The following is a 23,800-nucleotide window of genomic DNA, read 5'->3' on the forward strand; positions in this document are numbered from 1 at the left end:
ATGGGGAGTCGCCCACACGAAGAACTGGCGGATCCTCACCACCCGCCACCGCAGCGAACTCGGTCGCATCGATGCCGACGTCCAGGCTGCCGTCGGCCTCCAGAAAATCAACGAACAGCAATCCGAACGAATACTGAGCTTCGAGAGGATCAAGAGAGTTTCTGAATAACTTCAAGGTAGCTCCTGCGTGCTTCTGGAGCGGCAAGCTGCTGGTCTTTACGTGCCCGCGCGACCTGAACGCCAGCACCTTCACCGAGCATAAACCATGGGTCGCCCTCAGCGAGAAGGACGTTCTCCTCCCAACGGGGGCGAACCCACGGCGGATTTCCGACCTGGAGGTCGAAGCCGCCGCGGGTGGCGAAGGCCTGGGCGAACTCGACCTCCCAGTGGAAGAAACCCTGGTCTGCGGCGATCCGCTCGGCTGTCGCCAGCCAGGGGAAACGTTCGGCGAGGGTGGTGGGCTGGTCCTGGCCGACCCAGGCGGGCAGCTCGTCCTCGTACGCTTCCAGTTCGTCCAGGGTGGTGAAGCGGGAGACGAAGGCGTCGTCGGGTATCTCGTTGCGGCCGATCAGCGCCTCGGCGAAGGCCAGCCAGTCGTCGAGGGCGGCAAGGGGCACGGATCGCCGGAGCCGCTCAATCGTCCTGCGGTTCGGCTGCTGCTTCTTCTCCGGAAGGGCGGAGGTCGTCGACGCGGCGACGACCGGCTCGACCCCCGGCTCCTCCTCGAACATCGACGGCGCCTGCCACGTCAGCGTCCGGCCGGCGTCCTCCTGGAAGGCGGTCGGTTCCGGGGGGCGGTGGGTGACGACGACCGGATTGACGGCGTAGTCGGGGGCCGTGCCATCGAGGAGGCTCGCGCCGTCCAGGGGCCAGAACCACAGGGCGCACCAGACGTCCATCAGGGTCTTCAGACGCCAGAACGGGGTGCCGGCGTAGTCGAGGTCGCTGCGGACCTTGTCGCGGGGAATCCTGCCCTGCACCGAGGGCAGGTCCTCGGCTCCCCAGACGTCGATCTCGCGGCGGATCTCCGCCTCGGAGATCTCCAGGCGCTGGCGCACCAGGCCCCACAGGAACTCGACCCGGCGGGCCAGTGCCTCCAGCCGTCTGGCCTGTGAAGGGTTTCCCTTGGTAGTCGGTGCCTTCGTGATGGTGCGGCGCCAGGCGGCCAGCGCCTTCGCCTGTTCGGGAGCGAGAGCCTTCGCCTCGGACTCCTTCGCCACCGCGCCCCAGCCGTCGGCGGGCAGCAGGAAGTGGTGGATCGACTCTGCGGGCAGCTCGCCATCGCGGAAGGGGTGGTCGGTGGGGGCGGTCTGCAGCCAGGCCCGGCCGGTGAGCTGGTCGCGGGTGTAATAGCGGCGGCCGGCGCCGATCAGGGAGTTGCCGCGCCGCAGGTGCAGGCCGAACCAGGGGGCCTGTAGGCCGGCGTGCATGCAGTTCAGCCACAGGGAGATCTCGGCGAGCTCGACAGCTGTGCTGTTGAGGTCTACGCCGTAGCAGTTGTGCAGAGCGATGTACGCCTTCACCTTCTGCAGTTCGACGGCGTAGCGCTCCGGGTCCAGCGAGATCTCCTCGGCCGGCCCGGCCGGTTCCGGCTCCCCGCTGGCGGCCCGCTGCTCGCGCTCCTCCTGGGCGCGCTTCGTGCGTTCGAGCTGGGCCCGCTTCAGGTACTCGGCGGCGACCTGGTTGATGGCCTCGTTGAGGAAGGCGCCGGAGCCGAGCGCCGGCTCGCAGATCGTCCAGTCGAGCAACTCGCGGGCCGGCGTCGTCGTGCCGTCCTGGTCGAGCCGGTAACGCAGCGCCAGCTCGACGGTGACCTGGGTGAGCGACTGTGGGGTGTAGTAGGAGGCGCTGGTCTGCCGGTCCCGCCCGGCGAGGCGGTAGACGAAGGAGCCTTTCGGGTACCGCACCCGCGGACCGGTGCGCCGGCCGGTCTCCTCGTTGACGTGGCGGACGAACACCTCGTCGGCGTACTCGTCGATCTTCGACGCGGGGACCATCCAACTGCCGTCGCTGGGGTCGCCACCCTTGGCGACCTCGTACAGCTCCTCGGTGGCGATGAACCCGCTGTAGGACATCAGCCCTTCGTAGACGGCGCCGAGCTGGTTGATGCCGAGCTGCGCGTAGGAGATGAAGCCCCCGCGCCGCCCCTTGYCGCGGCGTGGCCCCTTCTTCCCTCGGGTGAGCATGAGCAGCCGCAGCACGTGGTACAGGCAGTCGTTGCGCAGGCGCGTGTCAACGGTCGGGTGCGCGGTGCCCTCCCGGGTCGGCACGGCCAGCGTGCCGCTGATCAGCTCGACGGCGTCCGGTGCGAACAGCTCCGAGCGCAGCGGCTCGAAGCGCAGCCCCTCCCCCTCGCTGCGCCTCGGCGAGTCGGGGGTGGGTTCCGGGGTGGGTTCGCTGCCGACCGGGCGGTACCCGCGGTTGACCTTGCCGAACAGCAGGTCCAAGGACTCGTAGAGGTAGAGGCGGTTGCGGGCGTCGTCGCCGGTCGGTCGGCGCCGGGCGACCAGGTCACCGAGCCGGGCCAGGCTGTACCCCTCGACGTACTCCGGGTAGTCGGCCGGGAGCACGCCGAGTTCGGGGCGCGCCTCGGCGTAGAGCAGGAACAGGATGCGGTACAGGTAGCGCAGCGACTCCCGGGTGAGCTGGCGGCCCAGCTGCGCCACCGGCATGATCTCCGCGGGGTCGACTCCTGCCTCGCGTAGCCGGGCAAGCACCTCGCCGGCGATGTGCTCGACGGACAGCCGCAGCCCCTCCCGCAGCTCGGCGGAGACACCGACCGCCTGCCGCTGGGAGCCGGCGACCAGCTCCGCCAGCGGCTCCGTCCCGCCCTGCGGCGGGGGGCGCAGGGCGTCGGCGCCGAAGAGGGCGGCGATCGCGTCCAGCTCGCCGCCGGCCTTCGTGTCGTTGCGGGCGAACGCGACGTCGAAGCTGACGGCGAGGTACCGGCCCTCACCCCAGGTGAGCCGGTCGGCCAGGGTCAGCACCCCGCCGCTCAGGATCAACACGTACCGCGGGGCGCCACCGGAGTCGGCGGCGAACAGATGGCCGGCCAGTTTCGCGCCCAGTTCGATCTGCTCGCGGTTGTCGAGGCGCACCGGGTCGAGCAGCCGGCCGCCGCCGTCCGGGTCGGCTGCGGCATCGACGTCCGAAGCCCAGGTGCATTCGATCGCGACGATGCCGTCACCCCGCAGCCGGATGGTCTCCGCCGCGCCGTCACCCGGAGCCTTCTGGCCGGCCGAAGCGTCCCGGCCGGCCGGGGGTTCGGCGCCGTCCGGTGAGCCCTCGCCGTTCGTGCCCTCGGCGGTGTCGGCGTACAGCACGCGGACGCTGTACTCGGTGCCCGCTCGGGGCACGGTGACGGTCTGGCGACGCGGGCTGAAGCCCAGCGCCGCGAGGACCTCGTCGTGCAGGGCCCGCAGGGGCGCGCCGCCGGGCTCGACCTCCAGCCCGTCAACCCCGACGATCGCCGGCTTGCGGGCGAAGTACTCGGACCTCAACCGGCGCAGGCCGGCCCGAGGGGTGACGGCCGCCTGCGCTGCCTCCGATGCCTGCGCCGCCTCCGATGCCCCGGCCGCCTTTTCCAGGGCCGCCCAGCGGTCGGCGGCGGTCTTGCGGATCTCCGCGGGGAGGACCTCGGCCAGGTAGTACGGCGAGAGATATTCGCCGCGGTTCGTCAGCGCCTCGAAGGTCATCGGGCCGGCTCCAGCACCGCGAGGACCCGCAGCAGCGGCTCGCCCGAGGTCTCCAGGCGGTCGACGATCCTGATCTGGTCGGTCACGGTCTTCTCCACGTCGTGGAACAGGCTCCGCTGCTGCCAGCCACTCAGCCGCGCCCGGTAGGCCGCCAACGGTGCGGCGATGCTGGCCTCCCAGGCCATCCGCTGGCGCCGCAGCTCACGGGTCGCCGCGTCGACCGCGGCGGGGACCAGCCGTTGCAGGGCGGCGAGGTCGGGCTCGGTCGGCGGGTTCGTCATCTCCGGGCCGACACCCGCATCGGCGAGCACCTGCTCCATCTCATCCACCCGGGGCTCGTCCGGCAGGCCGGAGACGGCCATCCACCGCACCACGGTCGGCTGGCCGAGCCGGTTGCAGTAGATCCCCTGGACGAGGAACACCGGCTCGCGGACGTCCGCGACGAGCACGGGGGCCTGCTGGCGTCCGAGCCGGACGAGCACCTTGTCGACGAGCCAGTCGACGACGGGGTGGATCTCACTTATACGTAACCCACATCGGGCCAGGACGTCCTGGCCCGCTTCCGGGCCTCGGTGAGCTTCGCGTCGGCGACCTCGCGGTCGAATGTCAGCCGCAGCCGGAGAACTCCGTCACCGTCGCGCCGGTCGGCGAGGTAGGAGCGGGGCAGGTCCGACAGGCGATGTTCGAGATCCTCCGGGGCGTCGAAGGAGATCAGGCCTGGCTCGCGGTTCAGCGCCAGCCTGGTCTCCGGGTCATCGTCGAACACCTCGCGCAGCGCCTCCTCGACGAACCGCTCCGTGGGGCCGGCCACCGGAGCGCCGCCGTACGCCCCGGAGCCGTACACCCCTGCGCCGTACGGCAGGGGCCCACTGCTCGGCTGCCCGGGGGTTCCGAAGAGGGTGGGGATCCGGGCCCGCACCGGGGGCGGGGGGATCTGCGGGCCGGTGCCGGCGAGCAGGCCCGCCAGCACCGACGTCACATCGCGCGGGACGAGTGCCTCCTCGACCGGGCGGCCGGCGACGAGGTTGCGCACCATCCGCGCCTCCTCCAGATCGGCGCGGAACTCACCGGTCACCGCCTCGGCAGTCCCCAGAGTGCGGTGTGCCTCGTCCTCACGTGCGAGGAGCTTCTCGGCGACGGTCGTGTCGTCCTTGGCGCCGTCCACCGCCGAGGTGAGCACGATGGCCCGGAACTGCGGCTTGCGCTCCTGTCCGTAGCGGTCGATACGCCCGTTGCGCTGCTCGATGCGGATCAGGCTCCACGGCAGGTCGAAGTGGATGAGCTGGTGGCATTCCCGGTGCAGGTTCACGCCCTCGGAGGCGATGTCGCCGGTGAACAGCAGGCGCAGCGGGCTGCCGCCCAGTGCGAACTGCTCGACGATCCGCTGCTGCTCGGTGTCCGGCAGCCCGCCGTGCAGCACCGTCACCGCGGCGGCGGCCTGCTTCGCGGAGAAGCCGAGGGCCGCGGGGACGGCCTTGGCCAGCCAGTCCAATGTTCTGATCCGCTCCGAGAACACCACGACCCGGTGGTCGGAGCCCGGGGCCACGCCGATCTCGCGCAGTTCCTCCAGCAGCCGGGCCAGCTTGGCCGGTGGCTGCGAGCTGGCTGTCGGAGGTTGACCGGTCGCGGGGCCGTCGGGGATGGCGGCGGCCAGATCGCGCAGCCGTGCCAACGCGGTCTTTTCCTGCGGGCTGCTGCACGTCTTCGAGGCGAGGCGGTTGTCGACCGTCTCGGCCAGGGCCAGATGGGAGGACAGGAACGCCTTGAGCAGGGTGTAGGGGAACAGCCGGCGCTCCCGGCCGACGACCGCCTCCTCGGGATCACCCACGGCAGGCAGCCAGACGGCCGCCAGCTCGGCGAAGACCGCCTCCTCCGCGGGTGTCGCCGGGCAGCGGCAGGAGATCGACGGGGCCCGCGGCGCCCACTTCTCGGCGATCTTGTCGGTGACCTCGCGGTCCGTCTTCGTGCGGCGGATGTAGTAGGGCTCGATCTCCTCGCGGGTGTAGTTCTTCGCGTCGGTGACGGCCGTGGGTTCCAGCAGCCGGATGAGCTCGGCGAACGACTGCCGGTCGCCGTTGTGGGGGGTGGCGCTGGCCAGGATCAGCGCGTCCGTTTTCTCCGCCAGCAACCGGGCCAGGCGGTTGCGCAGGCTCTTCTCGCCGATCAGGTTGTGCGACTCGTCGATCACGAYGGCGTCCCACGTGGTGTTCTTCAGGTGGTCGCCGTACATGCCGACGTCCTTGAGGGTGTCGATCGAGACGATCACCCGCCGGAAGTAGGTGAACGGGTTGCGGCCGGCCGGGATCTCCTGCTGGATGCGCTGGATGCCGAGCGAGTCGAGCCGGACCAGCGGGAGCGCGAACCGCGTCCACAGCTCGTGCTGGAACTGCTCCAGCACGTGCTGCGGGGTGACGACGAGGATGCGGTCACCGCGGCCGCGGCGGACCAGCTCGGCGAGCAGCAGCCCGATCTCCAGGGTCTTGCCGAGGCCCACGACATCGCCGATGAGGATGCGTGGGCGCAGCCCCGCGAGTGCCTTCTCCGCCGGGCGCTGCTGGTAGTCATGGGCGTCGAGGAGGAACCCGTCGGCCAGTGCCAGACCCCGCTCGGTGCGCGGCAGCGGGGTGCGGCGCAGGACGGCCTCCAGGTAGAGCCGGCTGCGGCGGAACTTCGGCGTCTCGTCGATGACCAGGGTCGTGTCCTGCGGGCGCAGGACCTCGACGCGGTCCAGCCGGTCGAGGAAGACGGCCTCCTCGTCCTGGACGAACTCGGACGCCCCGACGACGCGCAGCAGGTACCCGTCATGTTCGGTCAGGGTCACCTGCCGGACGAGCCACTCCTCGTCCCGGACAAGGATCCGCGCCCCCGCCGCGTACCGAACCCCGTCGTCCCGCGGTTCGGCGTCCCGCGTGTTCGGCTCCTGCACCGCGACCACACCCGCACCTCTCTCACCACAGTCTCGTCCCCAGCTCAGGCCAGGCCCCCTGCGACCTGCGGCCTGGCCCCAGGGCCTGGTCTGATCCCTGTCGGGATCCTCAGAACGGAGCGTCGCGGGCGTACTCGGCCCGCAGCTCCCCGACGAGCCACGACACGTCCACGGCGTCGGCCGCCGCGCCAGCTGCGCGGTGCGCGGCCGGCTCCGGCCGGGGCATCGGAAGATTTTCGCTGGTGGAAGCCTTCGCCCCGTCAGCAGGCTCCTCGCCGACTGCATCGGTGCTGCTGTCGATGACGAGATCCACGGACGGCCCGGGCAGCACGACTGTCGAGGACTCCGACAGCTGCCCGGGCTCCGGGGGCTGCGTGTGCCCTGGATAGGTCAGTGCCACGAGGCGCTCACGCATCGCCGCGACCGGGGCGGAGAGCATCCCGAGCATCGCCTCGCCCACCGCCGCGAGGCTCGGGCGTGCGGACGGGTCGAAGGCCACCATCGCGGCGACGAGCGGTGCCAACGGGCCGGGAACGGCACTCAGATCCGGCGGTGTCGCCGGGTTTCCGACGGCGTAGAGGACGGCGGCCGGCGCCCCTGCGGGGTAGAGCAGGCCGCCCGTCGCCGCATGGGCGAGAGTGGCGCCCAGCGCGTAGACATCGGCCGCGGTGGTGAGGCGATCCGTTTCGCCGCGGGCCTGTTCCGGGGGCATGTAGGCGATGGTGCCGACGATGCCGCCCGGCGCGGTCAGCTGGGTGCGGCCCTCCGCCAGCTTGGCGAGACCGAAGTCGACGATCTTCGGACCGTCCGGGCCGAGCATGATGTTCTGCGGCTTGAGGTCACGGTGCAGCAGCCCCGCCTCATGCACCTTCGCCAGCCCCTCGCACAGCATCGCGGCCAGAATCGCGACGAGATCGACGCCCAGCGGGCCGTGCAGCTCGATGTGCTGGGCGAGAGTGCGCCCCGGTACGTATTCGACGGCCAGCCAGGGCGGATGGTGCTCCAGATCCGCGCCTTCGAAGCGGGCGACACGCGAGCCGAACACCATCCGCAGGCTGTCGACCTCGCCAGCGAAACGCGCGCGGATCATCTCGTCGGGCAGGACATCCGACCGGACCACCTTGACCGCGACCTTCTCGGCGGTGGGAGAGACCCCGAGGTAGACGCGCCCCATGCCCCCCGAACCGATGCGGTGGACGAGACGGTACGGGCCGGCCTGCGGTGGATCGGACGGTTGGAGGGCAGACACCATCATCACGTTCCCCCAAACGTCGATAGCCCCAGCTGCACCGAGCTGTCGAAGTTTACCGTTTGGACAGAACGGGTCGCGCAACGCACCGACCTGCCGGAACTGTCACTCCCTGGTCAACCGTGGACCAGCATCCGACCACCGGTGGTGAACACGCCAGGGGTTCGGCTGTCCTCTCTCCGGGTCTCCCGCTGGCGTAGTCGTCGCTCCAGGGGTCGCGTGACCGATCCTCAGAAGTATCGCGAGACGGCGCGTTCCGTGGTGTCGCGCCTCCCTCTCCGCCCGCGAGCCTTGCGTCCCCTGCCCCGAGGAGCCCGCCATGAAGGTTCTGACCGCGACCGCGGCCACCCAGGGCGCCCGCCCCACCGACTTCCACCACTGCATCGAGGGTGAGCTGGTGTGGATCGGCCCAACCTGCGCGGTCGACCGGACGGACYCCGACGGTGGATGCGGGTGCGGCCGATCCTTTGCCGGGCTGGTCTCCCACCAGGCGACGACGACGGCGATGGTCCGCGACATCGCCGAGCTGACACACGCCTCCTACRCCGAAGCGCTGCGGAGCGGGCTGGCCGCTCTGCGCTGGTTCACCACGGCCGTCGAGTCGCTGGCCGCCGATCTGCTTCGGCTCGTGGACAGCTGGCCCGTGGGCACCGTCGCGGAACGTCGCCTCGCCACAGTCGCCGTTCGCGACTGACCGCGCCCGCACGGAGAGCTACTCCGCAGGTGCTCACTCTGCTCACCGAAGTATCCCGACGGCGGGGTCACCAGCCCGATCCCGTTCCGGGTGGAACTGCCCGCCTGACCTGCACATACGGTCGACCGAGACCCCTCGTCACGCCAAACGGCGGTTGGGCGGGGGGTCTCGTCATGTCCGGACCACCCCGCCCAGCCGGTGACCTCGGCGAGGCACCTGCGCGCCCGATGCGGGCAACCACACCTACCGCCGGTGACCGCAGCCTTGAGGCGTAGCCCTGAAGGCTTTATTGCTAAACCCAGAACCTGGACATCATCGGGTTCTGTCTGTAAGCTGACCTTCGTGAGCACGCAGCCGAACGAAGTGGTCGCCGCACTAGAGGTGGCATACAAGGCTGCAAGGGAAGAGGCCGCCGCCCTAGTCCGCAGGCGAGAGATACTCCACACCGAACTCGCTGCCGTGTCCGATCAGCTCATCAAGACACAACAAATGTTAAACGCAATCAGGCAACTACTTAATAAGCAACGCCATTCGGAACGCGACGATACCGGGGCAGCGCCTACAGGTTCTCGCGAACACATTTCTGTCCCCGAAGCGCGTCAGTTCAGGGTTCGAAAAAGCCCGGAGGGTTCCAGCTCGGTCGAGCCGAGAATTCATGTGACCGCTAGCACCCCTCCCCACGCGCGACGGCCTAAGGCCACCATGTACCGGGTAGTTACGGTACTCAAGGATGCAGCCCGCCCGCTTCGTCCAGCCGAGGTGCTCCAAGAGTTCGAGCGACGTAATTGGGTCGATCCGAGTTGGAAGGCCCCCGCTCAGAGCGTGTATAGCGCGCTGAAGCGAGCAGAGGAAGAGCGGTTCGCGTCGCGGAATGAGGACGGCTTGTGGGAAATCGCCGCCAGGGGGGTAGCGATCGAGATACCACCGGCCGTACTAAGGTAAGCGCGGCCATCGCCAAGGTTTCGTCACGCGATCGCGATGACGACAACGACGATGCAGAAGGCGGCCAGCTACCGTGATCCACAGGAGATAGGCACGGCGACCGGTCGAGTGGGGTGTAACGGCACCCGCCGGTCGCCGCCGGGCCATAAACCAAACTTCCTGCCAGGGACCGCGTGGTTTGTGAGGCTCGCAGGGGTCCAGAGTACCCCAGGCGCATGATCGTGTCACCTAGTGTGATCATCTCTGCGTCGGCGCGGACGTCGCCCGATCCGATTAGTCGGGCGACGGACCGCGCCACTTCAATTTAGTCGATCACTACCAGGTTTAGTTGATCTGGATGGCAGTCAGACCGCCGTGACCTCCCGGCGGAGYGACCGCAGGCCGTACACCGCGATGTGATCGCGCGGGGCGGCCAGCAGGAATGCATCGACCCGCTCGACCACCGACCGCGCAGGGGTCCCCATCGCCATCGACGCAACCAGCGTCCCGTGGAGGATGTGCGCCCCCTCGTCCGGGTCGGTGGTCGCAAGCGTCCGGGCGTAGGACGCGCCCAACGCCTGCGCGGTGTCCTCCCGAAGCTGCGCCGGAACCGCAATCACGGTCTCGTCCAACACCCGACGCGCCTGGTCACCATCACCGATCCGCGCGTAGACGTCGACCGCCGCACGCGCCCACCCCAACCGCGACGCAGCCCCCGGCGCGGGTGGTCCGGTCATCGGCGCGTCCGCAGCGTCCACCAGCCGCTCCGCAGTTCGGATCAGCGAACCCGCCTGGTCTGCCTCCGACCGTGCGGCATGGGCGCGGGCTGCGGCCAGGTGCCCGCGCGGGTCGTTCGGGGAGACTGCCACCGCCTTCCGGGCGGACTCCAGGGCAGCCGCGGTCTGGCCGGTCTGCAGCTCGACCGCCGATCGAATCGCGTAGGCGTAGGCCAGGACATCGCGGTGACCGGCCCGTGCGGACCTCGCGAGTACGCCCGTGATCGCGTCGCGGGCCGACCCGACCTGTCCGGCGTCGGTCAACGCACGGGCGCGCAGCGCACCAACCCGCGCTTCCAACGCGAGCAGCTCGGTTCGGGTCCGGCCGGTCATCCGCTGGTCGGACAGCGCGACCAGGCCGCGCAGGTGGGTGCCGGCAGTCGAGGCGGTGACCGCGAGGTCCCGGGAGCCGTACTCGGCGAACATGTCATCGATCACCTGATGACCGTGTTCGATGAACGAGCCGCGTCCGCCGATCATTAGTTCGCCTGCCGGGACCAGGCCGAGACCGGCCAGGACCCAGAGTTGTCGCCTGCTGATATCCATCGCGCACCTGCTGTCCGGAGAGGTTGCCACCCTCCGTACCCATCGTGCGCCGCTGGCAGTGATCCCGTCGCCTGTTTCCGCATGCCGACTCCCCGTGTTCACCCGGTTTCGGGCCGCACGGTAGCGGCGAACTGCGGTCGCTCGTGAGCAAACCGGTCAAGGAGACACGGGTGTTGTCCGGGCCGTGCGGCCTGGCCTCCCCGGCCGGTCGTCCGGGTGCGCATCACCGACCGGAGGCGGCCCCGACCTGCCAGGTACGATCGCGTCGGAGTCGCCGGATGAGGGTCGGTGAGCATGGTCGCTCGGGTCGCGGACGATGGTCCTCACGCGGGGTACCTCATTGTTGACGGCCGTCCCCGCATTCTCGTTCGGTCTCAGCGGACCACCCCCGACCAGACGTCTCCGTCCGCAAGCCCCGCCACCTGCGTCTGTGGCGCCTCGCGTGGCCACGAACCCAAGAGTCAGGTCGCCGCATTGGACGACGACACGATCGACACTCTCGCGGAGATCTACGACCGAGAGTCGAGCGCGCGGCAGCTCCTGGACCGAGCAGGGTTCCCGCCGAGTCGGCTACCGAGCTGGCAGGCGTCCGGCCCGCTTGAGTTCTGGCGTGAAGTCGGCCGGCTGGTCCGCCTCGGCGTCGTCGAAGACGGGCCCCGGACCATCCTCCGGCTCGCCCTAAAAGACTTCCCCGGGAACCTAGCTCTGCAGCGAGCGCAGGGCCCGCACCACGGAGTCCTCTCAAAAAAAAGTCTCTAGAGTTGTTGATGTCATGATCGGCAGCAATCCAACTGTTGGGAAAGTGGCCGAGGGTAAGCGAGATGCCGCGGACGCGCGTAGTCATTACGGCGGTGCGCAGACCGCGCCGCGCCGCTCCGCCACGGCAGGTCACCTCACCGTGACGAGGACCGACGCGCCGGTCTACTGGCCGTCGCGGGCCTGCTTGAACAGGCTCGCGACCGTTGGGGTCATCCAGTAGTTCGCGCCGTCACCGAGAACTCCGTCCTCGTACTTGCAGGGCAGCAGCCGGTCAACCGCGGTGCAGTGTCGCGCGGGCCAGGCGAGCACGCCTGCCGTGCCGTACTTGCCGTTCGGGATGTCGAGCGCGTCCGCGAGCTGGACGCCCCCGAACTTCTTGCCGGGCGAGTCGATCAGCGTGGAGAACATGGCCTTCGCGCGGTCGCTGAACTTGCCCCAGACGATCTTGGCAAGCACTAGATCTTGCTCGGACCACTCGGCCGGCTCTGTCGGCTGCTCCTCGTCGGGCTGGGCGTCCTGCCCGGCCAGCCACCGGCCATACATGGCGTAGAAGTCCGGCAGCCGCTCCTCAGGCACCTTCACGGTTACGTCCATCACGTTTGCCCCCTAGCAGTCGAACCCAACAGGTCTCTGTTGACACGTCACAATACGATACAACCTAGGCCTTGGCTAGGTAAAGCTGCCTCAGAGCCAGGCTTGACACCCATCTGACATCGGCCATGGCGGGTCTTCAGGCAGGTACAGCTCACTGGTGGGCGCCGTAGACGGGGGTCTGAGGCAGGTCACTGCCGCCGTCCGGCGTGGCCGTCCGCGACCGAGCTGGACCGTGACAACGTGGTCGAGCAGATGGCGCGCGGCCAGCATGCGAAGGCGCGCCGAGGTGGCTGGCCGGGCGGTGACGCGCCGTACGGCTACCGCCGTGAGGGCAACGGCCGTGACTGCGTGGTCGTGATCGACGACCGTGAGCGCGACATGATCGAAAAGGCGATCGCGTGGATCGTTGACGAGGGTCTCACGACCGGCGAATGCTGCGAGCGGCTGAACGCGCACGGGATGTTGCCGCAGAGCCGCCGCATGGGAACACCAGAACCTGCGTCGGGTGCCGTGCTCCCGAACCCTGCTCGACGAGGTGTGGTGGGCCAAGCCGGGACGGCCACGGAGCAAGAAGGGCGCCGGCGAGTACGGCGGGCATGTCGTGACCGGCAAGTGCGGCGAGCCGGTGTTGATCCAGCTCGACCCGCTGATCACCGAAGAGCGGTTCGAGGCTCTGCAACGGGCGTTGGCTGAGAAGGCCACCGGCGTCCGTGAACCGGATCACACCTACCCGCTGTCGCTGCGGATGCACTCGCCGTGCGGCTCGCACTACGGCGGGGTGTGGCGCCGAGACCGTGACCTTCGTCAGTACCGGTGCAGCCGCCGGAAGTGGCGTGCGGACGGCGGACCACGCTGTGACTGCGTCCGGTTGAACTCCGGCGAGGTCGAGGGGCGGGTCTGGGGTGCGGTCTCGGACCTGCTGCGGCGACCCGAGAAGCTGATCGAGCTGGCCAGCGACTACCTCGGCTTGCGCGCGTCTGCGGTGGTGGTCGAGCGCGACCATCTCGAAGCGGTCGGGCGCCGGATCGCGAGCCTCGAACGGGCGCTGGTCCGGGCCACGAAGGCCGCGTTGATGGCCGACTCGGACGACGAACGTCGCGCGCTGGACGAGGCGAAGGCGCAGATCGGCGACGACCTGACAGCGGCCAGGAGCCACGAGCAGACGTTGCAGCAGTGGCGTGCGGACACCCGCGCCGAGTCGAACCGGATGCGTGACCTGTGGGCGCTGGCCGAGCGTGCGGCAACCCGGCTCGGCGGGATGGGCCTGACCGAGCAAGCCGAGGTGCTGCGCCTGCTCGATGTGAAGGTGAAGGTGCTAAACAACACACCGTCGCCTCAGATCGAGATCACCGGCACGGTGCCCCACGAGAAGCTGCTCGGCGCGCTCTCCCCCGACGCTGCGGCCGGTGACCCGGACGGCGAGATACCGAGGTGCACGACCTTGTCTGACGAGACCGGGCTTGTTGGGGCCTTCACTGGCAGCCCGATACGTCCACAGGCCGGCGACGAGGGCTGCGAAGGCGGTCAGCGCGGCGTCGTCGGGTGGCCAGCCTGGGCGGGCGGCGGCCCAGGTCGGCATCGACGACGTCACCGGCTTCGGTGATGGCGGTCAGGGTATGGGCGCACGGCCACGGCGTCGCCCGGCTTGCCGGTCGGGTCAGCGGGGAGGCAGGCGCTCGGGTCGCCGCGCTGACAGCGAGGAAAGCCGATGTGGTCGACCATCACGTTACGATCCCGCGCGTGCAAGGTGCTCAGTCTCCGTAACCAGCCCGACGAGGTCCTTGGCGCTGGTTCTACGGGAACACCATTCCGCCGGGATTCATCACGATCGGCAGCGCAGGCCCGGCCAGGAAGCACACCTTGACCAACTTGCACGCTACGTGATGCAATGAGCGCGCTGGGTCGTCTACGTGAAGGTTGGCCTTACGTGTCTCAGTCGGACCTGCGTGCACTCTTCCGCTCCAATGACCGCGAACTGAAAGCGGTCGATTTCTTCGCTGACCGGCAGGATGAGTGGGCGACCGTGGCAGCGAGTCTCGCCCGTCACACGCAGCGGACGCGGGATCCCTCATTCGACGTGGAAGACCTGGAAATCCCTCGACGTAACGTTCTCGTCTTCTACGGTGTTGGCGGCATAGGTAAGTCCACACTTTCGCGTGGCCTGACCGAACATCTGGCTGCCGGCGACTTCCAGAGAGGCGACTGGCCTCCACTGGAGCAGGAGACAGGCAGGGTAATCCCGGTCCGTATAGATCTCTCCCGCGATGTCGGCAGCGACTTCGAATCGCTTGTTCTGGCCCTTCGGATCGCCGTCGCGGAAATCGGGCAGCCCATGCCGGCGTTCGATATCGCATTTCAGCGCTACTGGAGCCGGAATCATCCGGGCGAGCCGCTCGACGAGTATCTGCGCCTCCGAACGTGGTTCAATCGATTTCCTGGGACCAGGCTGCTGTCGGACCAGATGCAATCAACCCTGGCCGACATCGCACAGGCAGTAGCATTGCCGGGAGCAGTCGGCGCGCTGGCTGGTCAGGGGCTGATGTCAGTCATCCGGGGGCTGCGAGAACATCGGAGCCAGCTTCGCACCCTGGCGAACTGCCGAAGGCTGGCCGATCTTCTCGAAGCCGAACCAGACCTGGAGGCGCTCAGCTATTATTCTCACCTGCTGGCGTGGGACCTGAGTCAGATTCCCGTCAAGAAATCCGCAACCCTCGTCGTACTGCTGGACACCTTCGAAGATGTGGGAGATCGCGTCCATCGCGACCTCGAACAACTGATCCAACGCATGGCATGGCTGATGCCGAACGCGTTCTTCATCGTGACAGGCCGCAACAGGCTCGAGTGGGCCGAGAGCAAGCTCGAAGGTCAGCTGGACTGGGCAGGCAGCGAATTCTGGCCTCTACTGGCTGGCGGATCAACCGACGAGCCGCGTCAGCACATAGTCGGATACCTGTCCTCCGATGACTGCGAAATCTATCTGTCCGAACGTCTTGTTGTGAACGGCCAACCGTTGATCAATGAGGCGACGAGGCGATTGATCACCGTCAACTCACATGGCCTTCCGCTGTATCTAGATCTGGCGGTCATGCGCTTTCTCGACCTGTACCGGAGGCATGGCCGCATCCCCACTTCAGAAGAGTTCAACCTGGACTTTCCCGCCCTCGCCGCTCGCACCTTCCGAGATCTCACTCCGGATGTCCGACGGGCCCTGCGGGCAGTTAGTATCCTCGGCTCCTTCTCGGTGGAGCTCGCCTCTGCCACGGCCGGGCTGGACCACGATGCCCCAGTGCTGGAACTGATCGAGCGGCCGTTCATTGACGAAGATCACGAAAATCTCTGGCCTTATCGATTGCACGGCCTCATCCGGCAGGCAGTGCGTGAAGACGACTCCGTCAGCGAGGACCGGTGGAGTCCGGCGGACTGGCGACGGGCCGCCACCCGCGCGTTCGACGCGTATGGAGAAGAAGCCACCGGGAATCGTAGTCACCTGGTGGCTGCCCTCCGGCAGGGTATGACTCTTGCCCGTGATTATGGTCTGCAACTCGGCTGGCTGGAGGATGCTGCCTTCCGTTACGTCGACGACTTCGTCTGGGAGCCAATTGAGCTCCCACCCGCCTCGGAGCCACAAGATCTCCGGCGCGGGGAGATAAGCGGCCCCGTGGAAGCCCTCGCGATGGCGTTAACCGCCATCGCGCAGCGGCAACATCGGCACCGCGGTCAGACCGCTGACCAGCTTCGCACCGTGCTTGCATCGGGCCAGTTGCCGGAATCCCTCCTGGAACTACCGCGATACTATCTTGCGGAATGTGAGCGCGATCTCGGTAACCTCCAACGGTCCCTGGAAGGCATGGAGCAGGTAGTAGACGCAGGTGGACGGCTTGCTCCCACGGCGGCTCGTGGGATCGCGCATCTTGCCCGGAGAACCGGACGTTTTCCCGAGGTGCTCGCCGCCGCTGAAAGGCTCGGGCCGGAAGGCCGTCGAGAGCGTGTACTCGGCGACCTCTGGTGGACCCAGGGAAACGTCACCCTTGCCTGTTCTTTGTACGCCGCCAGTCGAGACGAAGCAATACAACTCGGGCAGCCTGGCGAGGCTGCACTCTCGCAGGCCTGCCTGGCCTTCGCCGCAGGCTTCCAGGACAGAGCCCGAGCCACTGAGCAGATCGCGCGCGCCGACACCCTTTTGGCTGACATCTCGCTTCGATGGGCAGAAATCCATACCCGCACCGCCGAACTTCTGCGGGACGCAGGAATCGCCGCCGACCTGCCGGAACGAGCCGAGACGTTGGCTGGAGCCGCTCGCGAAGCCGGCCTGACATCGTCCGCCGCCTACATCCGATTCGCCGCTTGTCTACATGCTGTGGTGCTTGATTCACCGGCCCTCCTGGCCGATGCAAGGGCTCAGCTGCAGACCTGTGTCGTAGGTGAAGAGTTCGCCTATCTCGCGGAGCTGACCTACCTGGCGGCGGGGGACGAGTCACCTAACGATCTGCCTCTGGCACAGTGGCTAGACGGACCAGAACAAGTCCGCAACCGTTGGACCACGATCATCGACGATCGACGACGGGAAGCCGCGGCTCGACGAGAGGAATGAAATTTTATGGCGAACTATACGACGGCCGACCAGGTCGACCTGGACACGGTCTCACAACACTACGGACTCGCCGACATACAGATAAGCCCATTGCGAGGCGGCGCAGCGAATTCCAGTTTTCATCTTTTCTCGGACAGCGGCGAATTCACCTTGACCGTACTGGATAATCACAATATCTCTAGCGCCAGGCGACTCGCGGCACACACGCAAACCGTTTTCGGGCTCGGCATCCCGACTACAGAGGTAGTTCCCACCATCGCAGGCGACCTGGTTGCTGCGCTTGGCAGCCGGCCTACCATCCTCAAAAGATGGATTTCCGGCGAGGTACRTGATCCTCTCCCCTTGTCGCTCCTGCCTGCCRCCGGAAATATTCTTGCCAGCATTCATCAACTAACGGCCCAGGCCGCGGGACTGAGTGACGTCCCGTCCGAAACCCGTCGACTCTCACCAGTAGACGAGGCCGCTATCTCCCAGTTCATGGACGAGAATTTTGGCGGCTGGCTCTCCGAACAAATGAAAAAGGTTCACGCCCTGGAGGAGGAACGTAAGGGAATCAAGCGGATCGTACACGGCGATCTTTTCGCCGACAACATAATTGTCGGCGAAAACGGCCAGCTGTCCGTACTGGACTGGGAAACAATCTCGCTGGACGATCCCCTTCTTGACCTTGGAATGGCGATTGTCGGACTTGGTCAGAGAGATGGCCTCCTGGCTACGGATCRCATGGATCTCCTGATTTCCGGCTATCGAGAGGTCGAGGAGCTTAACGAAAGCGACCTCGTCGCCCTGCCGATAGAGATCGTCAACGCGGCGCTGATTATCGCCTATCATCGCTACGTGCGTCACAACATCCGATTTCCCGACCCAAGTAAGAGTGGAATACATGTAGAAATGATCAAATTTGTTGACTCGGTGGAGAAAATCTTCCAACTGTGAGCACAGATGGTGGATCCGCGTCAGAGATTTGGTTGGCGGCGGCCAGCTGTCCGATTCAGTCCCGGCCGTCGCCCGGACCGGTCAGGAAGTGGAAGACCGTGAACAGGAACATCACGGTGGCCGCGAAGGCGCATCCGCCGCACTGGATCGCTGCCGGGAGGGACGCCTGATCCGCCACCCGCAGGATGCCGCCGACCAGGGCCACGATGACGCCGGCCAGCAGCGCGATCGTCGCGAGGAGGATGCGCACGGTTCCCGGTGGGGTCGGTGGCGCGGTGCTCATCTGGGTTCCTCCGGCAGGGTTTCGGGGATCAGCCGGCCGGCGACGAGGTGGTCGGCGGCGTCGGCCCGGAGTTTCTCGGCCGCGTCGGCGAGGGCTCGATGGGCGGCGATCTGGTCGTCGACGGCGGCGAGGGCCGCGCCGATGCGCCACTGCTCGTCGAGCGGCGGGCAGCTCACGGGAAGCGAGCCGAGCGCCTTGGAACTGATGGAGGGGATGGCGGTCGCGGAGTCGGAGCGCCTGCTGATCCATTCCTGAGCTGGCCGTGAGGAGAGCAGCGCCAGCAGGTAGCCGGGATCCACGCCACCGCGTGCGCGCAGGCGCAGGAGGTTGGTGCCGAGCAGCCACCCCACCTCGGCGGGACCCACCCGGGCGACGGGCCCGACCGAGCCGGTCCGCACGAACAGGATGTCGTTCTCCCGCAACGCGAACCGCGCCAGGCCCGCCGCCGCCTCCCGGGTGACCAGCTGCGGCGAGGTCGCGCGGATGCGCCGGTCCCGCAGGTCGCGGGGCTGTACCACCGGGGTTCCGTCCGCGGTGCCGGACCGGACTTTTTTGATCATCTGGTTGGACGGGCCGGGCCGGATCGTGCACAGATCCCTGAGCACGACACGCGACCAGCCGGCGGGAAGGTCACTGGCCGTGGTGTCACCGTCGGCAGTGATGTCACCGTCCGCCATCGGGCCCCGTCCCACCGCCCGGTCGCAGCTCCGCAGGGTGATGTTCGCGACCCTCCGGTCGGCGTGGTGAGCGGCGGTTGCCTGGTCCGCCAGTGCCTCGGCCGGAGACGACGGCACGTCCGTGACGGAGCCGGGCGAGGTGGCGGGTGCCAGATAGACGGCGGGATCGAGCGAGTAGCCCTGTCGCATGATCTGGTCCTTCGGCACGGCGCGGGCCGCCCCGGCCTCGCCCATCACCTCGGCGAGATCGGCCGGACGTCCCTGCTGCTCCTGCCAGCGTCGATGGCAGGCGGCGACGGCGCCGATCTCCGCGGCCGTGAGAACCCGCTGGTTGCCAACCATGTGGGCGGGCCCGCGGACCTCGACGAACAGCACGTCCTCGCGGYCCGGGCCGGGGTCCGCGCCAGGGTCCGGGCCGGGGGCGCGCAGGCCCCACAGCATGACCGGCACCCGAGTCGTCGCGAAAAGCTGGCGGGGCAGCGCGACGACGAACTCGACGGAGCCGGCCTCGATCATCCTTCGCCGGATGAGTTCCTCCCGCGGATCGTCAGATACAGCCGCGAGGTTCGGCATGAGCATGACGGCCCGGCCGCCCGGCCGCAGCAACGCCAGCACATGCTGCGGCCAGGCATAGTTGTCGTTGCGCGGGGGTGGCGGCCCGAGCAGCCAGTGCTCGCCCGGCCGGCGCACCGACTTCGTGTTGAACGGCGGGTTGGTCAGGATCAGATCGGCGGGTGGGCCCGGCGCGTCCTGCCACGGGGTCTGGGAACCGGGCGTCAGCGTGGCCTGCCCGCCGCCCAGGTTCACGCCGATCTCGGCCAGCCGGCACAGGTCCTGATCGGGGCCGGCGCCGGACAGTTCCCCCGACCAGCCTGCCTCCCGTGCCCCCACGAGCAGTTCGCCCGCCCGCGCATACGGGTCATGCACGTGCGCGCGGCTGTCCGGCCTGCCCGCCAGCGCCGTGACCAGTTCGACCAGTGAACGCGGGGTGGTCGAGGAAAGGCCGTCCGAGCGGGCGAACAGGTCGTACCGGCCGAGCAGGTCGGAGAAGACGGTGGGTGGCAGCGCCTCACACAGTCGGACCAGCTGCCCGACGTCCTCCACCGCCCGGCCGCCCAGCGCGCTGAAGGTGGCGACCGCAGTCTCGGTAGCCGGCCGCCGCTGCTGATCGAGGCGAACCGCGTCGACCCGACGGCCGATCGCACCCATCAACAGACGCGGGTCGCTCTGCTCGTCGACCGCCGCGCGCACCTCGTCGCGCAGCCTGGCCCACGACGGCGGGTTCCGGTGACGCAGGAAAAGCAGGCCGACCACGAGGTGGAGATAGGCCGCCCCCGAGGCCCCGCCACGTATCCGACGCCCGAGCGGTCCGAAGAGCTCCGTGAGGATCTCCTTCACCAGGGTGTCGTCCACCCGTGGCCCGGGCCGCATACCCGCACCGCCGGCCGAGCCCGGTCCGTTGCCGGTGCCCGCACTGCGGCTCATGTCTGCACTGCGACTCGTGTCTGCTCCTGCGCTCGCGCCACTACCTGACGCCATGCCGTGCGGCGGTCCCGCGGCACGCCGCACGCGGTCGGCGTAGGTGACGCCGTCAGGTTCGCCAGCCAACCGCTGGGCGGCGGGCACCGGCCGACCGGCCAGCCAGGCCAGCATCTCGCTGAGGCGGAAACGTTCCGTCTCTCCGTCGGCCTCCGGCCGGGGGAAGTCCGCGTGACGGCGCTGCCAGACAGTCACCGTCTCCCTGCGGGTGCCCGCCCACTGCGCGACTTCGCGGCGGGTGATCAGAGAGTCGAGACCCGCTCCCCTCTCCCCCGCAGGGCCAGGCGATGCCGTGCTGTCTGAACGCATGGGTGCATCGTGACGGGACAGGCCGGACAGGACAAATGCGCATCGGGATGCGACCCGTCACGGTGCGCCCGAGAGGGGAAACGCCGCCGACAACTACCACTTCTACCAGGAAAGATGCCGTTCACCAGGCAGCCGCACCGCCATCTAGGGGTTAACAGTTCCGCACGGCTACCTCGGCGAGGATCCGCCCCACGCCGGCAGCTCGCCCCGGTCTCAGTCCGGGCGCTGCGTACCGCCGGCGCTCCGGGGCCTCGCCATCCCAACGGTGAACACGGAGGTCGGTGGACGGGCTGCGGCTGAGACTGAGCGGCAGATCCGTCCTGGTAGTTGCGCCGCGGTGAGACCGGCGGCACGCAGGCCGTACCGCCAGTGCTGGCCCGCCCCGGAGTGCGGGAGGCCCCGGAGCGAACCAGCGGTGTAGTCCTTGCTGGGGTTGACCACGCCTACGGGGACGAGCTCGCGGGCCTGGGCCACCGGGAAAGCCAGATCGCTCCGCGGTTCGACTCAGCGGCTACCGTCCCGGGAGGCAGGGAGTTTCAGCTCCCGGATGCCGGCGCGAGTCAGGGAGTAGGACCACGGGCCGGTGACCTCAGCAAGCGGCTCAATCCTGTTCCAGTGCTGGACAATCATGCACAGCATGTCCCACCGGGGCATGCTGCCGCCCTTCGTCAGAAAGATGCCCTTCACTCCGTGTAACAGAAACAGGCGCTTCTCCGCTGGCCGGTGCCGAATCCTGATGTCACGGGTGATCAACACCAGGCCTGCGTCGCCCGCATACGGGAGCCACTCGACGTCCAGCGCGCCCATCCGAACCGGGCAGCGCCGGTGACCGGGATGAACGACGTCGGAGCGCACCGCGGCGAGCGCCTTGCCCAGGGGCAGGGTGTTCTCGTCCACGAAGAAGCGCGGCCGGAGATCGGCAACCGAGGTCATGGTCAGGCGGCGGACTCCGCCCGGTCCCGGAGGCGGGCTTCGTAGCGTACGGCGGCCTCGACGTCGGCTTCGGGAAGCTCGTAGGCCACGGCGATCTCGGCGATCGACTCACCGGCGGACCACAGCTCGTAGAGGTTCGCCGTGCGGGTGTTGCGCACCACCGGGGAACCGAAGCCACGCAGCGGGTCAAGGACGACCTGCCGGGTCGTCGGGTCGGGATGCAGGCGCAGCGCCGCGTCCCCGCTGCCGTCTCCCGGGCCGAACTCGACCTTCTCGAAGAAGTCCTGCGCCCTGGGCGCCAGGACGAGCTGGCCGTCGTCGACGCGGACCATCGACAGGGACGTCGCCAGCCCGACCTCCTCCTGGACTTCCAGGACGACGTCGCGGCCGAGGACGTAGGGACGTGCGTGGGCGAGCGGATAGAGCACGCCGAAGCGCTCGCGCATCCGCTGGACGACGACGCGCATCCGCTGCAGCGAGACCCCGCGGACGCGGTACTCCCGCAGGTACCCGGCCTCGACGAACTCCCCCCAGGTGATCAGCTCGCTTCCGGTGTGTTCGGGGCGGATCACCGGCTCGTAGTGGATCTGCCCCCGGGTGTAGCCGTCGACCCACGACCGCAGCCGCGCCGGCCGCACGGCGAGCAGGCGGGCAGCCTCACCCACCGAGTAGATCTCACGTTCCAGTGCCGCGACGGTCACAGCTCCATCATGACGCGCGCCGGGCGAATCTCTCCCGACTCGTGCTGTGGGCTCACCCGGCCGTACTGTCGCCGCGGTCATCCCGTGCGGGTCCGCGGCCGGTGGCCCAGCCCCGCCGCCAGAGGCTGGGAATGTCGGCCGCCGGGCGCAGGTTGGGGCAGTCACATGACACGTCAACAAAATTTTGGGTCTTGACCTCAAAGGAGATCCGATGCCTGCGATCACAGTCGACAACCCGCTGGTTCTACCGCGCATCGACCAGCCGCCGGCGGAGGCCGTGGGCCGGCCGGTGGCGCAGGTCGTCGACGCGCACCACGCGGTCGAGGGGGCGGGGTTCGAGGTGTGGCGGCCGTTCCCGGGAGGGGTCGACGCGCGCCTCGCCGATCCGTTCTTCCTGCTCGACCAGCTGGGCCCGGTCGACTACGGCCCGCTGCAGGCGGTCGGCGCGCCCTGGCATCCGCACCGGGGCCTGGAGACGGTGACCTACCTGCTCGACGGCGTCGTCGAGCACCACGACTCGAACGGCGGCGGCGGGATCATCGGGGAGGGTGACACCCAGTGGATGACCGCCGGGGCGGGCATCCTGCACGACGAGGTGCCGACGACGTCCTTCGCCCGTACCGGGGGCCGCTCGCACGGCGTCCAGCTGTGGGTGAACCTGCCGGCGGCGTCGAAGTTCGCCCCACCGCGTTACCAGGCCATCCCAGGAGGTGAACTGACGCTGCTGAGCAGCGCGGACGGCGCGGCGCTGGTCCGGCTCATCGCCGGTGAGCTGGGCGACCACAGCGGTCCCGGTGTCACGCACACCCCGATCACCTACGCCCACGCCAGCGTGAGCGCGGGGGCGCGGCTGGACGTCCCCTGGAACCGGGACTTCAACGCGCTGGCCTACGTGCTCACCGGCCGCGGCTACGCCGGGGCGGAGCGCCGGCCGGTCGAGGCGCACCAGCTCGTCGTGTTCGGCCCGGGCGACGCCGTCACCGTAGGCGCCGCGGACCGGCAGCCGGAGGACTCCCCGAACCTGGAGATCCTGCTACTGGGCGGGCTTCCGCTGCGGGAGCCGATCGCCCACTACGGGCCGTTCCTGATGAACAGCCGTGAGCAGATCGTGCAGGCCATCGAGGACTACAACGCCGGCCGGATGGGGCTCGTCCCCGCCGCCGAACCCAGCCGCTGAGCGAACACCACCACGCCGGGAAGGGACCGACGAACCGCCATGACACACACAACCCTGGCCGAGGAGTACCGGCGCGGGACGTTGTTCTTCGAGGCGCAGGACTTCGCCGGCGCGGCCCGCATCCTGGCCGGTGTCGTCGCCGAGGAGCCCCGCAACCTGGCGGCCCGGCTGCTGCTCGCCCGCGCCTACTTTCACTCCGCCCAGCTGCGCCACGCCGAGACCGAGCTGCGCACCGTCCTCGCGCAGGACCCGGTCGAGCCCTACGCGCACATGGTGCTCGCCCGGACTCTGGAGCGGCAGAACCGGCTGGAGGAGGCGGGCACGCACCGGCGGCAGGCCGCCGCGCTGACGGGCGGCGAGCCGACGACGCCCTGAGCCTCGACTCCGTGCCAGATCCACCCGCACCGCACCGCGGAACGCCGCGGCCGGCCCACCGGCCGGTCGCGGCTGGTCGCGGCTGTCGCCTTGTTGGCGCGGTCGAGAGCCTGGCCAGC

At 68.7% G+C, this 23,800-nt stretch carries 17 protein-coding genes; 7 read left to right on the forward strand and 10 right to left on the reverse strand.

The window, feature by feature from the left end:
* Positions 1 to 149: 149 nt before the first annotated feature.
* From CC117_RS37280 to CC117_RS05725, 4 genes are all read right to left on the reverse strand, one after another.
* Positions 150 to 3,695, reverse strand: a complete 3,546-nt coding sequence (locus tag CC117_RS37280; protein ID WP_071082705.1) for a DNA methyltransferase family protein — start codon at positions 3,693 to 3,695, stop codon at positions 150 to 152.
* Positions 3,692 to 4,144: a hypothetical protein gene (locus CC117_RS37880; protein WP_198541748.1), complete on the reverse strand. Its 453-nt coding sequence runs from the start codon at positions 4,142 to 4,144 to the stop codon at positions 3,692 to 3,694. Before CC117_RS37880 ends, CC117_RS37280 begins: the two co-directional genes overlap by 4 nt.
* A 71-nt stretch (positions 4,145 to 4,215) precedes the next feature.
* Entirely contained in the window at positions 4,216 to 6,630 is a 2,415-nt protein-coding gene (locus CC117_RS05720; protein WP_198541749.1) for a DEAD/DEAH box helicase, read from the reverse strand.
* Positions 6,631 to 6,730: 100 nt separating this feature from the next.
* A complete protein-coding gene (locus tag CC117_RS05725) occupies positions 6,731 to 7,873 on the reverse strand; it encodes a serine/threonine-protein kinase (RefSeq protein WP_084131644.1) in 1,143 nt (380 codons plus the stop codon).
* Between the two features lie 316 nt (positions 7,874 to 8,189).
* Between CC117_RS05725 and CC117_RS05730 the strand changes: the two genes are divergently transcribed.
* Positions 8,190 to 8,564, forward strand: a complete 375-nt coding sequence (locus tag CC117_RS05730; RefSeq protein WP_071082707.1) for a DUF7715 family protein — start codon at positions 8,190 to 8,192, stop codon at positions 8,562 to 8,564.
* Positions 8,565 to 9,850: 1,286 nt separating this feature from the next.
* Here the strand turns inward: CC117_RS05730 and CC117_RS05735 are convergent.
* Positions 9,851 to 10,807 carry a tetratricopeptide repeat protein gene (locus CC117_RS05735; protein WP_131803022.1) on the reverse strand — a complete coding sequence of 319 codons (957 nt, stop codon included), beginning with the start codon at positions 10,805 to 10,807 and terminating at the stop codon, positions 9,851 to 9,853.
* Between the two features lie 474 nt (positions 10,808 to 11,281).
* On the opposite strand from CC117_RS05735, the gene CC117_RS05740 reads away from it, so the two are divergent.
* Positions 11,282 to 11,566 carry an effector-associated domain EAD1-containing protein gene (locus tag CC117_RS05740; RefSeq protein ID WP_071082709.1) on the forward strand — a complete coding sequence of 95 codons (285 nt, stop codon included), beginning with the start codon at positions 11,282 to 11,284 and terminating at the stop codon, positions 11,564 to 11,566.
* A gap of 162 nt (positions 11,567 to 11,728) precedes the next feature.
* Here CC117_RS05740 and CC117_RS05745 read toward each other — a convergent pair whose 3' ends face one another.
* Positions 11,729 to 12,148, reverse strand: coding sequence for a DUF6416 domain-containing protein (locus CC117_RS05745; protein WP_198541750.1), 420 nt, complete (start codon positions 12,146 to 12,148; stop codon positions 11,729 to 11,731).
* 517 nt (positions 12,149 to 12,665) lie between these two features.
* On the opposite strand from CC117_RS05745, the gene CC117_RS05750 reads away from it, so the two are divergent.
* From CC117_RS05750 to CC117_RS34270, 3 genes are all read left to right on the forward strand, one after another.
* The gene (locus CC117_RS05750) at positions 12,666 to 13,763 is read left to right on the forward strand and encodes a zinc ribbon domain-containing protein (protein ID WP_071082711.1); all 1,098 of its coding nucleotides are present in this window, start codon (positions 12,666 to 12,668) and stop codon (positions 13,761 to 13,763) included.
* Between the two features lie 324 nt (positions 13,764 to 14,087).
* Complete coding sequence (locus CC117_RS34265; RefSeq protein ID WP_116287708.1) at positions 14,088 to 16,751, forward strand: ATP/GTP-binding protein; 2,664 nt, start codon at positions 14,088 to 14,090, stop codon at positions 16,749 to 16,751.
* 6 nt (positions 16,752 to 16,757) lie between these two features.
* Positions 16,758 to 17,687 (forward strand): phosphotransferase enzyme family protein, encoded by a 930-nt coding sequence (locus CC117_RS34270; RefSeq protein ID WP_084131604.1) that lies wholly within the window; start codon positions 16,758 to 16,760, stop codon positions 17,685 to 17,687.
* A gap of 55 nt (positions 17,688 to 17,742) precedes the next feature.
* Here the strand turns inward: CC117_RS34270 and CC117_RS05775 are convergent, their stop codons facing one another.
* The 4 genes from CC117_RS05775 to CC117_RS05790 form a co-directional block, all read right to left on the reverse strand.
* Positions 17,743 to 17,970, reverse strand: coding sequence for a hypothetical protein (locus CC117_RS05775; protein ID WP_071082716.1), 228 nt, complete (start codon positions 17,968 to 17,970; stop codon positions 17,743 to 17,745).
* Entirely contained in the window at positions 17,967 to 20,495 is a 2,529-nt protein-coding gene (locus CC117_RS05780; protein ID WP_084131606.1) for a type I restriction-modification system subunit M/S, read from the reverse strand. Before CC117_RS05780 ends, CC117_RS05775 begins: the two co-directional genes overlap by 4 nt.
* A 504-nt stretch (positions 20,496 to 20,999) precedes the next feature.
* Complete coding sequence (locus CC117_RS05785; protein WP_241829868.1) at positions 21,000 to 21,392, reverse strand: PIN-like domain-containing protein; 393 nt, start codon at positions 21,390 to 21,392, stop codon at positions 21,000 to 21,002.
* Positions 21,393 to 21,430: 38 nt separating this feature from the next.
* Positions 21,431 to 22,129: a DUF433 domain-containing protein gene (locus CC117_RS05790; RefSeq protein ID WP_071082719.1), complete on the reverse strand. Its 699-nt coding sequence runs from the start codon at positions 22,127 to 22,129 to the stop codon at positions 21,431 to 21,433.
* A 211-nt stretch (positions 22,130 to 22,340) separates the two neighbouring features.
* Between CC117_RS05790 and CC117_RS05795 the strand changes: the two genes are divergently transcribed.
* Entirely contained in the window at positions 22,341 to 23,306 is a 966-nt protein-coding gene (locus tag CC117_RS05795; protein ID WP_071082720.1) for a pirin family protein, read from the forward strand.
* A gap of 39 nt (positions 23,307 to 23,345) precedes the next feature.
* Positions 23,346 to 23,681, forward strand: coding sequence for a tetratricopeptide repeat protein (locus tag CC117_RS05800; RefSeq protein ID WP_071082721.1), 336 nt, complete (start codon positions 23,346 to 23,348; stop codon positions 23,679 to 23,681).
* The last annotated feature ends 119 nt before the right edge of the window (positions 23,682 to 23,800 follow it).

It is taken from the genome of Parafrankia colletiae, from assembly GCF_001854655.1.
Taxonomy (GTDB): domain Bacteria; phylum Actinomycetota; class Actinomycetes; order Frankiales; family Frankiaceae; genus Parafrankia; species Parafrankia colletiae.